The sequence below is a fragment of the Mycobacterium sp. E342 genome (assembly GCF_001667665.1).
Lineage (GTDB): Bacteria > Actinomycetota > Actinomycetes > Mycobacteriales > Mycobacteriaceae > Mycobacterium.
In genome coordinates this window covers 1-514 of the sequence record NZ_LZJM01000081.1, presented here as the reverse complement: position 1 = coordinate 514, position 514 = coordinate 1, and the positions used below count along the sequence as shown (strand labels likewise).

1 protein-coding gene is annotated in these 514 nt (G+C 71.0%); it reads right to left on the bottom strand.

What is annotated here, in order from left to right:
* Positions 1-514, bottom strand: a 514-nt coding sequence (locus A5692_RS05355) for a VWA domain-containing protein (protein WP_156765934.1), incomplete at both ends; no start/stop codon positions are given.

Below are 514 nucleotides of genomic sequence, written 5' to 3'. Positions count from 1 at the left end.
CGTACCTGCTGGTGCCGCCCACCCCGCAGCACCAGGCGACCATCGATGCGCTCAAGAAGCTCGACTTCGCCGACAGCACCGCCACCGGCGAGGCCATCTTCACCGCCCTGCACGCGGTCAGCGCCACCGCCATCACGGGCGGCGGACCCTCGCCGCCGCCCATCACCGAGCCCACCGTCGCGATGGCCTGCAGCGCGGTGAAGAGCCCTTCACCCGTCGCGGTCTTGGGGGCCGGCTTCAGGCTGTCGATCGCCGCCTTCACCGCCGCACGGTTGGTCGTCGGCGAGACCAGCAGCGAGGCGTTGGCCGCGAATTCCACCAGCCCCAGGTTGATGGCGGGGGTGAGCTCGTCGGCGAATTGCTTGCCGGCCACCTTCGCGGCGGTCAGCCGGTCGGGCGCGACGTCGGTGGCCCGCATGGACTGGGACATGTCGATGACCAGCACGACCACCGCGCGGTTGCGCGGGATGCGCATGTCGTGGGTGGGCGTGGCCAGCGCGATGGTCAGCAGGAT